Raw genomic sequence first — 13,900 nt, 5'->3', positions numbered from 1 at the left:
ATTCCGACACTTTGACGCCCCTTTAAACGAATCGCATCAGGAGAGCTGAGATCATGTGGGACTACTCAGAAAAAGTGAAAGAACATTTCTACAACCCCAAAAATGCCGGCGCGGTGGCTGATGCAAACGGCGTAGGCGATGTGGGTTCAATTAGCTGCGGTGACGCTCTGCGCTTGACCCTGAAGGTGGAACCGGAAACGGAAATTATTTTGGATGCAGGTTTTCAGACATTCGGTTGCGGTTCTGCCATTGCATCCTCTTCTGCCCTCACCGAAATGGTGAAAGGTAAAACACTGGACGAAGCGTTGCAGATCTCCAACCAGGATATTGCTGATTTTCTGGATGGCTTGCCGCCGGAAAAAATGCACTGTTCCGTGATGGGCCGGGAAGCATTGCAGGCAGCGGTGGCGAATTATCGCGGTGAGGAATGGAGTGACGACCATGAAGAAGGTGCGTTGGTCTGTAAATGCTTTGCCATTGATGACGTCATGGTGCGCGATACCATCAAGGCCAATAATTTAAGCAGCGTGGAGGAGGTCACCAACTACACCAAAGCCGGTGGTGGTTGCTCCTCCTGTCATGAGGCGATCGAAAATATTCTCAGTGAAGAATTGGCGGCCCGTGGTGAGGTGTTCACCCCGGCGGGCTCGGGCAAGAAGAAGCAGGCCGCGAAAAAATCGGATCTGGTGGAAATCGAAGCTCCGGCACCCGCTGCTGCCAGCGGCGGTATGACTCTGGTGCAACGTATTCGCAAAATAGAAGAGGTTCTGGAAGCGTTACGCCCTGCACTGAAAGCCGATAATGGCGACGTGGAGCTGGTGGACGTTGACGGCAAAGTGGTTTACGTCAATCTGGTGGGCGCCTGCAGTGGTTGCCAGATGGCAGCCATGACCCTGGGTGGTATTCAGCAGAAACTGATAGAAGCCCTGGGTGAATTCATCAAGGTGATACCCGCCAGCGAACGTCCAGCGGTAGCCTAGAGAGAGGAGAGGGTCATGAATGATATCTATATGGATAACAATGCGACCACCATGGTGGATCCCGCAATCGTTGAAGCCATGCTGCCGTTTTTCACTGAGCAGTTCGGTAATCCGTCGTCACTGCACAGTTTTGGTAACAAGGTGGGTTTTGCGTTAAAACAGGCCCGCAAGCAGGTACAGAATTTACTGGGTGCGGAGCACGATTCTGAAATCATCTTTACTTCCTGTGGTTCCGAGTCTGATTCCACGGCGATTTTGTCCGCTTTGAAAGCCCAGCCTGAGCGCAGGGAAATCATCACCACAGTGGTGGAGCATCCTGCGGTGCTCAATCTGTGTGAGTACCTGGAAACCGAAGGCTACACGGTGCATAAACTGGAAGTGGACAGTAAAGGCCGGCTGGACCTGGACGCTTACGCAAAACTGCTGAGCGACAATGTGGCGATAGTCAGTGTGATGTGGGCCAACAACGAAACCGGCACAATTTTCCCAGTGGAAAAAATGGCGGAAATGGCGGATGAGGCCGGTGTGATGTTTCACACCGACGCCGTGCAAGCGGTGGGCAAGATACCCATGAATTTGCAGGATACCGCCATTCACATGCTTTCCCTGTCCGGCCATAAATTGCATGCGCCCAAAGGTGTGGGGGTTCTGTACCTGAAACGGGGAACCCGTTTCCGCCCCTTGCTGCGTGGCGGACACCAGGAGCGCGGGCGCCGCGCGGGCACTGAAAATGCCGCCAGCATAGTGGGTCTGGGGCTGGCCTGCGAACAGGCCATGAAGCACATGGAATACGAAAACACGTTTGTTAAAGCCTTGCGGGACCGTCTGCAGGAAGGAATTCTGCAACAGGTTCCCAATGCGTTTGCCACCGGTGACGTGGATAACCGTCTGCCCAATACCTTAAACATTGCGTTTGAATACATTGAAGGGGAAGCGATTCTGCTGCTGATGAACAAGATGGGGATTGCTGCTTCCAGCGGTTCGGCTTGTACCTCAGGCTCGCTGGAGCCTTCCCATGTCATGAAAGCCATGGGCATTCCCTATACGGCCGCGCACGGAACGGTTCGCTTTTCATTGTCGCGTTATAACACCATGGAAGAAGTGGAACGGGTGATTGAGGCGATACCGCCGATTGTCGCCAAGCTCAGGAAACTGTCGCCGTACTGGGGTGAGAATGGCCCGGTGGAAAATCCGGACCAGGCATTTGCTCCGGTTTACGCTTAACCCAATGGTTTGACCCACGCAACGCAGTGAGGATGTCGTCATGAGCAGTCATCGACCCCAAGTTGTTATCAATGACACCACCCTGCGGGATGGTGAGCAAAGCGCCGGTGTTGCGTTTAGCGCCGATGAGAAACTGGCCATTGCTCAGCAGCTGTCCGACATGGGTGTGGGCGAGCTTGAAATTGGTATTCCCGCCATGGGTGAGGAAGAGCGGGAAGTGATGCAGGCCATTGCAGATCTTGGTTTGTCATCCGGTTTGATGGCCTGGTGCCGGATGTTTGATGCAGATCTGCTGGCCGTGCAGGACGTGGGTGTGGATATTGTGGATTTATCCATCCCCGTTTCGGATCAGCAGATTCTGAACAAACTGCGTCGGGACCGGGGCTGGGTCATCACCCAAATTCAGCGTATGGTGAGCGCGGCGCTGGATCTTGGATTTGATGTGTGTGTTGGCTGTGAAGACGCCTCCCGCGCCGACATGGATTTTCTGCTGCAGGTGGCCGCGGCAACTCAGCAGGCCGGTGCACGTCGCATACGCTTTGCGGATACGGTGGGCATTCTGCAGCCCTTTAGTACCATGCAGAAAATTCAGCAGCTGCGATCCCACTGTGATCTGGAAATTGAAATGCATGCCCACGATGATTACGGCCTGGCGACAGCCAATACTTTGGCCGCCGTATTGGCCGGTGCAACCCATATCAACACCACGGTGAACGGTTTGGGGGAGCGGGCCGGTAATGCGGCGCTGGAAGAGTGCGTGTTGGGCCTGAAGCATCTGCATGGTATCGATACCGGTGTCGACAGCCGTCGGGTGCCGGCATTGTCACGCCTGGTGGAGCAGGCATCCGGCCGCTATGTGGGTTGGCAGAAGAGCATTGTCGGGCAAGGTGTGTTCACCCACGAAGCCGGCATCCACGTGGATGGGCTGTTGAAGGATGCGCGCAATTACCAGGGCTTGGATCCCAGTGAGGTGGGGCGCGAGCACAGGATGGTATTGGGTAAGCATTCCGGCAAGCATATGCTGGTGAAAGCCTATCAGGATCTGGGAGTGGAGTTGGCAGAGTGGCAAGTGCCCATCCTACTGCAGCAGGTCCGCTCCGATGTTACCCGCACCAAACGCAGCCCTCAGGCCAAAGATCTTTTATTACGGTACGTGGCCCTGGTTAACGGCCAAACCAAACCTGCCCAACCGGGAGTAGAGTCATGTCAAACCCTGCCAGTGATCGCATCAGTACAGTGAGTACCAGCAAAGGCTTGTGGGCACAATGGCGTGATGATATCGCCAGTGTGTTTCAGCGAGATCCAGCTGCCCGCAATGTGTTGGAAGTGTTAACCACCTATCCCGGTGTCCATGCGGTGATGATCCACCGGGTCTCCAGTCGGCTGTGGTTGAGAGGCTGGCGTTATCCTGCCCGTTTTCTTTCCTTTCTGGGCCGATTGCTGAGCAATGTGGACATTCACCCCGGTGCCAGAATCGGAGAGCGGTTTTTTATCGATCACGGCGCCGGTGTGGTGGTGGGTGAGACCGCTGTGGTGGGTAATGATGTGACCTTGTATCACGGAGTTACCCTGGGCGGCACCAGCTGGAATAAAGGCAAGCGGCACCCCACCCTGGGGGATGGCGTGATGGTGGGGGCGGGCGCCAAAATACTCGGCAACATCACAGTGGGCAACCATTGCCGTGTGGGTGCCAACTCCGTGGTGGTGGAAGATGTACCTGACAGCTGCACGGTAGTGGGTATTCCCGGCAAAGTCGTAAAGCTGCGTGAAGCCGGACAGTTAAACCCCTACGGCATCGACCTGGATCACCACTTGATTCCCGATCCGGTAGGCAAAGCCATTGCCTGTTTGTTAAGCCGGATTGATGTGTTGGAAATGCAGTTAAAAACCGGTCTGGCGGCAACCGGTTACGCCAGTTGCGAAACCGATAATCAGGTCTGTGAAAGTGACTGCCCCGGTGGCCAGGTGGAACGAGCGCTGAAACAAGTGTGAGGATAGCGTTATGGATTTGCAGGATTTTGAAGGACAAAAGCTTTATTTTGACGATGAAGTGCCGGCGGATGTGGAGCAGCTGATTCTGTCTGCATCGGAGCAATACTCCAAGGGCGGTGCCGAGAGCTGTTTGATCAAAGCGTACGAGATGGCACCAACCAATCTAACGGTGCTGGTTGCTCTGTATCGCTTTTACTACTACCAGCATCGCTATCAGGATGCGCTCAGGATTGCCTACGAATCCATGGCGGCCGTGGCAGACGAGATCGAGTTTCCCCCGCACTGGCGTGAGCTGAATTTCTCAGACTTGGCCAATGGTGTGTTGCATTCCTTTACGGTAGTGCGCTTTTACTTACTGGCGTTGAAGGGGGCAGGTTATCTCAATCTGCGTATGGGGAATATTCAGGAAGGCGTGGCCATGCTCAACAAAGTAATTGAGCTGGACAACAATGATCGGCTGGGGGCGCGGGTCCTGTTGCAGGCGATGGGGCCTGCCCAGGTCAGTGAGCGCACAGCGCAACCACTATAACTCTGTGAGGTGAACAACATGAATGCGGAAGCCAAGTACGAAGACGGTGAGTTGCAGGATGCCATGGAAGAACTCAGTTCGGCTGAGGATTTTCTTAACTTTTTTGATATTCCGTTCGATGCCAGTGTGGTCCATGTAAACCGTCTGCACATCATGCAACGTTTTCATGACTATCTATCCCAGAATGAAGAAAGCGTTGCCCAGTGTGAAGGTAACGACAACGCCATGGCGGCGGTGTACACCGCGTTGCTGACCCGCGCGTATCAGGATTTTGTGGAATCCGATGCGCTGACCGAAAAGGTATTTAAAGTGTTCAAGATGCAGGGGCCGCAAACCACCTTTGTCTCTGTGGACAGCTTGCTACAAGAGTAACGATGGTAAACCGTTACTGAGGTGATCTCATGAAACCTGCGTATGAATATGGTGAAGAAGTACGGCTGATACGCAACGTACGTAATGATGGAACCTATCCCGGAATGGAAGTGGGGGAGTTGTTGATCAAGCGGGGTTCCATCGGATGCGTCTATGATGTGGGGACCTACCTGCAGGATCAGTTGATCTATCGTGTGCACTTTTTGGATCAGGGGCGCACGGTGGGATGTCGTGAGGAAGAATTGATACGGGCCACAGACGAATGGATCCCCAACCGGTTTGAGTTTCGGGATCGGGTAAAAACACGGGTGGCGCTGTCCAGTGAAGGCCAGATCATTGCCGAAAAAGGCACGGTGGGTGAGATTCAAAAGGTCATGCGCGAACCGGGCAGAATGTATTATCTGGTGCGATTCGGTGATGATATCTACCAGATTCCCGAGCAGGCCCTGGCAGGGGAAGACGATGACGCTGCAAGCTGAAGTATCCACCAGTGACACCATCAACTATCGTTTGTTACGAATTGCCAACGAGCGCTTCGGCACCAACCCCGACAGCATGAGCCGGGAGCAGGCCCGGGAGGCCACTGACATTGCACGGCGTGAAATGTTCATGGAGCAGGCCATATTGCAGCAGCCGGAGGCGCGCCAGGTGGCGGTGCCGTCATCGGAGTTGGATTCAGCGGTACAGATGATTCGCACGCGCTATGAATCCGACGATGATTTTGAAGAAGCGCTGGCGGCATTCGGTTTGAGCGAAGATGCGCTGTTGAATGCGCTGGAGCGTGAACTGCGGGTTGAAGCGGTAATGAACTATGTCACCAGCGACGTTGATCCGGTGGACGAAACCGAAGCCCGTTTATATTACTACCTGCACCCGGAGAAATTTGAAAAGCCGGAAACGCGGGTGGTGCGCCATATATTGATTACTATTAACAGTGACTTCGCAGAAAATACTGAGGCGGCAGCGCAGGAGCGTATTGCGTTAATCCATGCCCGGTTGCTGAAGCACCCGCACCGATTCGAGCAGCAGGCGCTGCAGAATTCGGAATGCCCTTCAGCCTTGAACGGCGGCCTGATCGGAGAGGTAAAGCGCGGTACGCTGTATCCGGAGCTGGATGCCGTTTTGTTTGGCATGCAGGCCGGTGCCATTAGCGACGTAATACAGACATCCACCGGCTTCCACATCCTGCAGTGTGAAGCTATCAAACCAGCCAGCCGGGCCTCCCTGGCAGACGTACTGCCTACATTGCAGGAACAATTAACACAGCGGCAGAAGGTTCGTGAACAAAAGCGCTGGCTCAAGCACGTTCTGAGTGCCCCGGGGAAGTAGTTCCCCGCAGGTTCTCAGGCAGGAATTGGAGAAGCAGTCATGGCAGAAAACGCATCCATTACATCGGTGGTTCCGACCTGTTCTTTTTGTGGTGTTGAAAAAAGTGCGGAGGTGCCGCTCATTGCCGGTAATGACGGTCATATTTGTGAGCAGTGCGTCAAGCTGGCGTTTCAGGTGGTGAGCAGCTGGGGCAGAAAAGCTGTCACCATCGAACCGGAGCTGAAAACCCCGGCAGCCATCAAGGATTACCTGGATGAATACATCATCGGTCAGGATGAAGCCAAGAAAACCCTGTCCGTGGCCGTGTACAATCATTATCTGCGGTTAATGAACCAGGGGGCCGGCGCCACCCTTTCCCAGCTGGATGCAGAACAAGTGGAGCTGGAAAAATCCAATGTGTTGATGGCCGGGCCCTCGGGTACAGGTAAAACCCTGTTGGTGAAAACCCTGGCACGGATTATCGGTGTGCCCTTTGTGGTGGGTGATGCCACGTCTTTGACCCAGGCCGGCTACGTGGGCGACGATGTGGAAAGCCTGTTGAAACGGCTATTGGAGGCAGCCCAGGGCGATGTGCAGCAAGCCCAGTGGGGCATTGTCTACATCGATGAAATCGACAAGCTGGCCAAACGGGGCAGCGGCGGTGGCGCAGTACGGGATATCTCCGGTGAAGGCGTACAGCAGGCGTTGTTGAAAATGGTGGAGGGAACCGAAGTCCACTTGCCCAAATCCGGCCGCCGTGATGGCGGCAGTGAAGAAGTCATCCTCAATACACAGAACATTTTGTTCATTGTGGGCGGTGCCTTCCCGGGATTGACTGAAGTGATCGGCAAGCGGCTGCGCCCACCCAATACCGGTATCGGTTTCAGCGCGCCCATAAAACAGGATGATGAACTGTCCAATGACGAACTGTTGGCGGGTTTGCAACCGGATGATTTGCAGCAGTTTGGTTTGATTCCTGAATTCATCGGTCGCTTTCCCATTATCACGTTTCTGCATGAACTGGATGTGGCCAGCCTGAAACGCATTTTGCAGGAACCCCGTAATGCGTTAACCAAACAGTATCGGCAGCTGTTTTCGTTCCAGGGTGTGGATCTGGAATTCACAGAATCGTCCCTGGATTACATTGCCGGACAGGCCGTCAAGCGGGGCACCGGTGCACGCGGTTTGCGGGCCATGCTGGAATCGTTATTGCGCACCACCATGTTTGAACTGCCCTCCAAGCAGGGCTTGGAAAAATGCGAGATTACCGTGGAGGAGACAGTGGAAGGTGCTCCCGATGGCGGCGTGGATCCAGAGGCACAGAAACTGGTGGTGAAGGAGGTGATCTCGGAACCGGCACCGAACCAGGGAATAACCAAGGAAGCGGTGCCCGCTGTTTGATGTTAAAACGCGAGGGTGGTTTAAAAAGCGTGGTTTAAAAATGGGAGAGCGCTAGGCTCTCCCTTTTTTATTGCGTTTATTGTTTGGGCTTTTGAGTTCGTTCGTTTGGCGCAGCCCTCTACTCAGCCTACAAAGCCCAACCTACTACAGGGGCAGCTTGAAGTCCGGGGCAATAAGGTTCAGCCAGGCATCCAGGCGGGCCTCGGTTTGTGGCGTCTGATTGTCCAGATCCAGGGCCAGGCCAACAAACTTGTCATCCACAATCGCCTCGGAGTGATTGAATTCGTAGCCTTCAGTGGGCCAGGCACCCACAACATTGGCACCCCGTTCTTTCATGAACTCGTAAACCTCGATCATGGCGTCAACAAACTCGTCCGCATAGCCAACCTGGTCACCCAGGCCATAGATGGCAACGGTTTTGCCGGATAAATCGGCGTCTTCCAGCTTGGGTAAAAATTCCTCCCAGCTTTCATCATCGCAATCCGACGACAGGCCGGGCAGTTCCCCCTCGCCAAGGGTGGGGGTGCCCAGTATGAGGTAATCGTAACTCAGGAACTCGTCCACATTGGTACGATTCACGTTGACTGGTTTTGCCATCACTTCATCATCAAACTTTTTCTTGATCATTTTGGCAACCTTGCGGGTTTTACCGGTGTTGGTGCCAAAGAAAATTCCGACCTGGGCCATAATCCGACTCCTAATGCTGACTGAAACTGGGAGCGCCGGGCCGGTTAGGCCGTTGCGGGCGCCGTGGTGGGAGAGCCCCCCTGATGGGTAATTGCAGGGGATGTGCCAGCCGGCAATCAGCGGAGGCTTAATATAACGTATTGAAAAATAGAAAGATTTCTGTTCGTTGTAGGAAGTGAACAGCAGCTGTGTTGAAAACCCGACAACAGAAGAATCGGGTTTTCCGGTGCTTTGTCGTGGTTGCGACAAAAATTCAAGAAGCCAATCCGGGGTGCAAAGTGTTGTGTTGCTAAGCCGACAAAATGGTATCCGCCGCGATTGCCCGAATGGGAGTTCAGCGCAACCGGCGCCGGTGCTATACTCCGCGCCATGACCTCTGCCCACCACATTCTGCAACATGTTTTTGGCTACGACGCGTTTCGCGGCCAACAGCAGCAAATCATTGACACCCTAGTTGCCGGCGGCGATGCCCTGGTTATCATGCCAACCGGTGGAGGTAAATCCCTCTGTTATCAGATACCGGCCTTGGTCCGGCAGGGGTGTGGCGTGGTGATTTCCCCGCTGATTGCCTTGATGCAGGATCAGGTGGATGCCCTGAAGGCCGCCGGGGTCAAGGCCGGGTTTCTCAATTCCTCGTTGTCCATGGATCAGGCCAATGAGGTGGAGCGGCAATTGCTCAGCGGCGAGCTGGAACTGTTGTATGTCGCACCGGAACGCCTGATCCAACCCCGCTGCCTGGGCTTGCTGCAGCGGGCCGAGGTCTCTCTGTTTGCCATCGATGAGGCCCATTGTGTGTCTCAATGGGGCCATGATTTTCGTGCCGATTATCTGCAGTTGAGCCTGTTGCATGAGCAGTTTCCCCATGTTCCCAGGGTGGCGCTTACCGCCACTGCCGATGAGCGTACCCGGGTGGAGATTGCCCAGCGGCTGAATCTGCAGCAGGCGGCCCATTTTCTGGGGGGATTTGATCGCCCCAACATCCAGTATCGTATTCAGTTGAAAGATAAGCCGCGCCAGCAGTTGTTGCAGTTCCTGCGTGATGAGCAGGCCGGGCAGGCCGGCGTCATTTATTGTCTGTCCCGCAATAAGGTGGAAAAAACCGCCGAGTGGTTGTGCAGCGAGGGTTTTAACGCCTTGCCCTACCACGCCGGGCTGCCGGCGGAGCTGCGCCAGCATCATCAGCAACGCTTCCTGCGGGAGGACGGCATCATTATGGTGGCCACCATCGCCTTTGGCATGGGAATCGATAAACCGGATGTGCGCTTTGTGGCCCATCTGGATTTACCCAAAAGCGTGGAGGCCTATTACCAGGAAACCGGCCGCGCCGGCCGCGATGGTGAACCCGCAACGGCCCTGCTGCTGTATGGCCTGGAAGATGTGGTGAAGCTGGGCCAGATGGCCGCCTCCTCTGAAGGTAACGAGCAATTCAAGCGCCTGGAACGGCAGCGGCTGGATGCCATGCTGGGCCTGTGTGAAATCACCAGTTGCCGACGCCAGACCCTGTTGCGCTACTTTGGTGAAACCCTGGAGCAGCCCTGTGGCAACTGTGATTGCTGTCTGCAGCCGCCGGTGACCTGGGATGGCTCTGAGGCCGCGCGCAAACTGCTGTCCTGCGTCTACCGAACCGGGCAACGCTTTGGCGCCAATCATGTGGTGGATGTGCTGCGCGGCAGCACCAACGAGAAGGTCATGCAGTTCAAGCATGATCAGTTGTCCACCTATGGCATTGGCCGCGATCTCAGTGTCAATGAGTGGCGGGCGGTGGTGCGGCAACTGGTGGCGCGAGCCTACCTGCAGGTGGATCCGGACGCCTATGGCGCCCTGCGTTTGACGGATCGCTGCCGGCCGATTCTGCGGGGGGAAGAATCCATACAGCTGCGCAAGGTGATCCCCAAAGCCGGCTCCCTGACCCCCCGCTCCCGCAGTGTGGAAATCGATGAGCAGGATGTCCCCTTGTGGAACGCGTTGCGGGCTTGTCGCAAACGCCTGGCGGAGGAATTCGGCGTGCCGCCCTACGTGGTGTTCCATGACGCCACGTTGCGGGAAATGGTGCAGCAACGTCCGCTGAGCGAGGGCACTCTGTTGAAGATATCCGGAGTGGGTGATTCCAAACTGGAACGCTTTGGCGATGCCTTTCTGGAGGTGATTCGAAACCATGAGTACCCCGCTTGAGTCACCACGCATTGAGGCCGGGACCGGCTCCTCGGGCTGCGCCGCACCAACCTTGTGCATGGGAGGTTTATGTTTACCAAAAACTCACCCATCCCATTTGCCGCCCGCCCAGCTTTAAGCGACAATAGCGCCCCCAAATCGGTACCGTAAACTTATATTATTAGGAGCATGGCCAATGCCCACCCGCAGTGAACTTGCCAACGCCATTCGCGCACTTTCCATGGACGCCGTTCAGAAAGCCAAATCCGGACACCCAGGTGCCCCCATGGGTATGGCAGACATTGCACAGGTACTGTGGTGTGATTATCTGAAGCACAATCCCGTCAATCCAGATTGGGTGGATCGTGACCGTTTTGTGCTGTCCAACGGCCATGGTTCCATGCTCATTTATTCCTTGCTGCACCTGAGTGGCTATGACGTTTCCATCGATGACCTGAAGAACTTCCGGCAGCTGCATTCCAAAACGCCGGGTCATCCGGAATACGGTTATACCCCGGGTATAGAAACCACCACCGGCCCCCTGGGCCAGGGCATCGCCAACGCGGTGGGCATGGCCATTGCCGAGAAGGTGCTGGCGGCCCAGTTCAATCGCGGCCAGTACAATGTGGTTGATCACAATACCTACGTATTTATGGGCGATGGCTGCATGATGGAAGGTATTTCCCACGAGGTTTGCTCACTGGCGGGTACCTTGGGGCTGGGTAAACTGATTGCATTCTATGACGATAACGGCATATCCATTGACGGCGAAGTGGAAGGCTGGTTCACCGACGATACCCCCAAACGCTTTGAATCCTATGGCTGGCATGTGATCCCCAATGTGAATGGTCACAGCACCGAAGAGCTGATTGCCGCCGTGGAAATGGCCAGGGCCAACGATGACCGGCCCACCCTGATCTGCTGTAAAACGGTGATTGGATTCGGCGCTCCCAACAAGCAGGGCAAGGAGGAATGTCATGGCGCACCATTGGGTGATGACGAGATTGCCCTGACCCGGGAACAGTTGGGCTGGAGTCACGGGCCTTTCGACGTGCCCGATGAAATCTACGCCGGTTGGGACGCCAGGGAAAAGGGCGCCAAAGCGGAAGCCGACTGGCAGCGCCTGTTCGACAACTATCGCAGCGAATATCCCGAGCTGGCGGCGGAGTTTCAGCGCCGCATGAAAGGAGAGCTGCCGGCCGATTGGGATGCCAAGGCCATGGATTATATCCAGCAGATCCAGAAAGCCGGAGAGAAAATCGCCACCCGTAAAGCGTCCCAGCATTGCCTCAATGCGTTCGGCCACATGTTGCCCGAGCTGCTGGGTGGGTCCGCCGATCTGGCCGGTTCCAACCTCACCATTTTCAAGGATTCCAAGGGCATCAGTGCCGGCGAAGCCGGCGGCAACTACCTCTACTGGGGTGTGCGCGAGTTCGGCATGACCGCGGCCATCAACGGCATTGCCTTGCACGGTGGCTTTATCACCTATGGCGCCACTTTCCTGATCTTTATGGAATACGCCCGCAATGCCATGCGCATGGCGGCGCTGATGAAACAGCAGAACATTCAGGTCTACACCCACGACTCCATTGGCCTGGGCGAAGACGGCCCTACTCACCAGCCCATTGAACAGCTCACCAATTTGCGCACCACCCCCAATATGTCCCTGTGGCGCCCCTGTGATGCAGCGGAATCGGCCGTGGCGTGGAAAGCCGCCATTGAGCGGCGGGATGGCCCCAGCGCGCTGGTGTTTTCCCGTCAGGGTCTGGCGCCCATGAAACGCAGTGACCAGCAGCTGGCCAACGCGGCCCGGGGTGGCTATGTACTGCGGGCCACCGACGCCACACCGGATGCCATCCTCATTGCCACCGGCTCGGAAGTGGAGCTGGCCATGGCGGCAGCGGAGGTACTGGCCGGGAAAGGCAAGCAGGTGTCTGTAGTGTCCATGCCCTGCGTTGACGTGTTCCTGCAACAGGATGCCGCCTATCGGGAATCTGTGTTGCCGGCTGCAGTGCGGGCGCGGGTGGCCGTGGAGGCGGGCATGAAAGATTACTGGTACAAGTTCGTAGGCCTGGATGGCGCAGTGGTGGGCATGGAATCCTTCGGTGAATCGGCTCCGGCCGGTGACCTGTTCCAACACTTTGGCTTCACCGTGGAGAATGTCGTCAGCACCGTTGAGTCCGTCATAGGCTGATATGCCGATCCGGGTTGCCATCAACGGCTACGGCCGTATCGGACGCAATATGCTGCGGGCACTCTACGAGAACCTGCAGCAGGGCTGTAATCGCCAGGTGCAGTTGGTGGCCATCAACGATCTGGGGTCGGCGGAATCCCTGTTGCATCTGACCCGCTACGATACCACCCATGGCCGGTTTCATACCCCGGTCAACCTGACCCGGGATAATGTGTTGCAGGTGAATGGTGATTCCATTGTGCTGTTGCAGATTGAGGATCCGGCCCACTGCCCCTGGGCAGAACTGGATATTGATGTGGTGCTGGAGTGCACCGGTGTCTACCGGGCCCGGGAAGATGCCAGTCGCCACCTGCTGGCCGGTGCCCGGCGTGTGATCATTGGTGCCGTGGCCTTTGACGAGGTGGATGCCACCATCGTCTACGGTGTGAATCATTCGCAATTGTCTGCTGCGCACAAAGTGATTTCCAACGCCTCCTGCACCACCCATTGCATTGCACCGTTGCTCAAGGTTATGGATGAGACATTTGGCGTGAAGCAGGCCTTCATGACCGAAATCCATTCCTACACCAGTGACCAGGTGCTGCTGGATCATGTGCACCGGGACCTGCGCCGGGCCCGGGCCGGGGCACAAAACCTGATTCCCACCACCAGCAGCAGCATCGGAGCGGTACAAAAAGTGCTGCCGCGGCTGGAGGGCAAGATTTCCGGTTATTCCATGCGCGTTCCCACGCTGAATGTGGCGGCGGTGGATCTGACTCTGATGCTGAACACACCGCTTACGGATGTGCAGCCGATTCACAGGGCCATGGAGCAGGCCAGTGAAAGCAATTTGAAAGGCATACTGGGGTATTGCCACGAGCCGCTGGTGAGTGTGGATTTTCTACATCGCACCGAATCGGCCATTTACGACGAAACCCAAACCATTGTCACCGACGGCATGATCAAGATTGTCGCCTGGTACGACAATGAAACCGGGTATGCCCACCGACTTCTGGATCTGGTGGAAGCACTGCAGCAATAGTGTTCTGCCTTTGGTATTTAATGAGCAGTGATGGGGAGTTT

At 55.8% G+C, this 13,900-nt stretch carries 13 protein-coding genes; 12 read left to right on the top strand and 1 reads right to left on the bottom strand.

The annotated features are described in order from the left end of the window. Positions 1–53: 53 nt before the first annotated feature. From nifU to clpX, 9 genes are read left to right on the top strand one after another with little or no spacing between them, the layout of a single operon-like run. Positions 54–980: a Fe-S cluster assembly protein NifU gene (gene nifU / locus D9N13_RS01200; RefSeq protein ID WP_290584879.1), complete on the top strand. Its 927-nt coding sequence runs from the start codon at positions 54–56 to the stop codon at positions 978–980. Between the two features lie 15 nt (positions 981–995). Next, the gene (nifS, locus tag D9N13_RS01195; protein ID WP_290584877.1) at positions 996–2,204 is read left to right on the top strand and encodes a cysteine desulfurase NifS; all 1,209 of its coding nucleotides are present in this window, start codon (positions 996–998) and stop codon (positions 2,202–2,204) included. Positions 2,205–2,244: 40 nt separating this feature from the next. Continuing rightward, entirely contained in the window at positions 2,245–3,444 is a 1,200-nt protein-coding gene (nifV, locus tag D9N13_RS01190; RefSeq protein ID WP_290584875.1) for a homocitrate synthase, read from the top strand. Next, complete coding sequence (gene cysE, locus D9N13_RS01185; protein WP_290584873.1) at positions 3,408–4,196, top strand: serine O-acetyltransferase; 789 nt, start codon at positions 3,408–3,410, stop codon at positions 4,194–4,196. Before nifV ends, cysE begins: the two co-directional genes overlap by 37 nt. 10 nt (positions 4,197–4,206) lie before the next feature. Next, on the top strand, positions 4,207–4,725 hold the full coding sequence (locus D9N13_RS01180; RefSeq protein WP_290584871.1) for a hypothetical protein: 519 nt from the start codon (positions 4,207–4,209) through the stop codon (positions 4,723–4,725). Between the two features lie 18 nt (positions 4,726–4,743). Then, entirely contained in the window at positions 4,744–5,097 is a 354-nt protein-coding gene (nifW, locus tag D9N13_RS01175) for a nitrogenase-stabilizing/protective protein NifW (protein WP_290584869.1), read from the top strand. Positions 5,098–5,126: 29 nt separating this feature from the next. Beyond that, positions 5,127–5,576 carry a nitrogen fixation protein NifZ gene (locus D9N13_RS01170; protein WP_290584867.1) on the top strand — a complete coding sequence of 150 codons (450 nt, stop codon included), beginning with the start codon at positions 5,127–5,129 and terminating at the stop codon, positions 5,574–5,576. Then, positions 5,560–6,426, top strand: a complete 867-nt coding sequence (nifM, locus tag D9N13_RS01165; RefSeq protein WP_290584866.1) for a nitrogen fixation protein NifM — start codon at positions 5,560–5,562, stop codon at positions 6,424–6,426. The genes D9N13_RS01170 and nifM overlap by 17 nt, the downstream gene beginning before the upstream one ends. Before the next feature lie 39 nt (positions 6,427–6,465). Continuing rightward, the gene (gene clpX, locus D9N13_RS01160; protein ID WP_290584864.1) at positions 6,466–7,806 is read left to right on the top strand and encodes an ATP-dependent Clp protease ATP-binding subunit ClpX; all 1,341 of its coding nucleotides are present in this window, start codon (positions 6,466–6,468) and stop codon (positions 7,804–7,806) included. A 144-nt stretch (positions 7,807–7,950) separates the two neighbouring features. Here the strand turns inward: clpX and D9N13_RS01155 are convergent, their stop codons facing one another. Further along, positions 7,951–8,493, bottom strand: coding sequence for a flavodoxin (locus tag D9N13_RS01155; protein WP_290584861.1), 543 nt, complete (start codon positions 8,491–8,493; stop codon positions 7,951–7,953). A gap of 369 nt (positions 8,494–8,862) precedes the next feature. On the opposite strand from D9N13_RS01155, the gene recQ reads away from it, so the two are divergent. From recQ to gap, 3 genes are all read left to right on the top strand, one after another. Further along, the gene (gene recQ / locus D9N13_RS01150; protein WP_290584964.1) at positions 8,863–10,665 is read left to right on the top strand and encodes a DNA helicase RecQ; all 1,803 of its coding nucleotides are present in this window, start codon (positions 8,863–8,865) and stop codon (positions 10,663–10,665) included. A gap of 175 nt (positions 10,666–10,840) precedes the next feature. Further along, complete coding sequence (gene tkt, locus D9N13_RS01145; RefSeq protein WP_290584859.1) at positions 10,841–12,838, top strand: transketolase; 1,998 nt, start codon at positions 10,841–10,843, stop codon at positions 12,836–12,838. Position 12,839: 1 nt separating this feature from the next. Beyond that, entirely contained in the window at positions 12,840–13,859 is a 1,020-nt protein-coding gene (gene gap, locus D9N13_RS01140; protein WP_290584856.1) for a type I glyceraldehyde-3-phosphate dehydrogenase, read from the top strand. Positions 13,860–13,900: the final 41 nt, after the last annotated feature.

This window comes from Ketobacter sp. GenoA1, assembly GCF_003671475.1.
Taxonomy (GTDB): Bacteria; Pseudomonadota; Gammaproteobacteria; order Pseudomonadales; family Ketobacteraceae; genus Ketobacter.
Note: the sequence above shows the minus strand (reverse complement) of the source record. Positions and strands in the feature narration are given on the sequence as shown.